The following is a 383-nucleotide window of genomic DNA, read 5'->3' as shown; positions in this document are numbered from 1 at the left end:
AAAACATGCTTAAACAACGGCGCCATGGACGGAATCATATTGTTGAGTATTATGATAAATTAAAAACGCAACCTTATAACAAACGTCACAAAGTTGCGTCCATTGCATGTGTAAATAAGTTATTGAAGCTCCTTTTCTACCTTATTACACATAATATACACTATGATTATCGGTTAACGGCCTAATATCATAGCTGCATTCATCATACCATACTATTTCCCTAGTAAAAAAATGAATTTATATTAGGGGTATTTTGTATGCCTGATAATAGATACCTGTACTTTAAGATATTCCCTCCATAAAAACTTAAAAATATATATTGACTAATCGTAAGAAAAGGCGGCAATCTTTTTTGCCAAAACCCAAAACTAACACGTTTTCAG

At 32.1% G+C, this 383-nt stretch carries 1 pseudogene; it reads left to right on the top strand.

Annotation, left to right across the window (positions count from 1 at the left end):
• Positions 1 to 185, top strand: a pseudogene (locus JDS99_RS31765) (IS110 family RNA-guided transposase); the annotation flags it as partial.
• Positions 186 to 383: the final 198 nt, after the last annotated feature.

The organism is Bacillus cereus group sp. N6, from assembly GCF_016483705.1.
Classification (GTDB): Bacteria; Bacillota; Bacilli; order Bacillales; family Bacillaceae_G; genus Bacillus_A; species Bacillus_A wiedmannii.
This window is presented reverse-complemented; position numbering and strand designations above follow the sequence as displayed.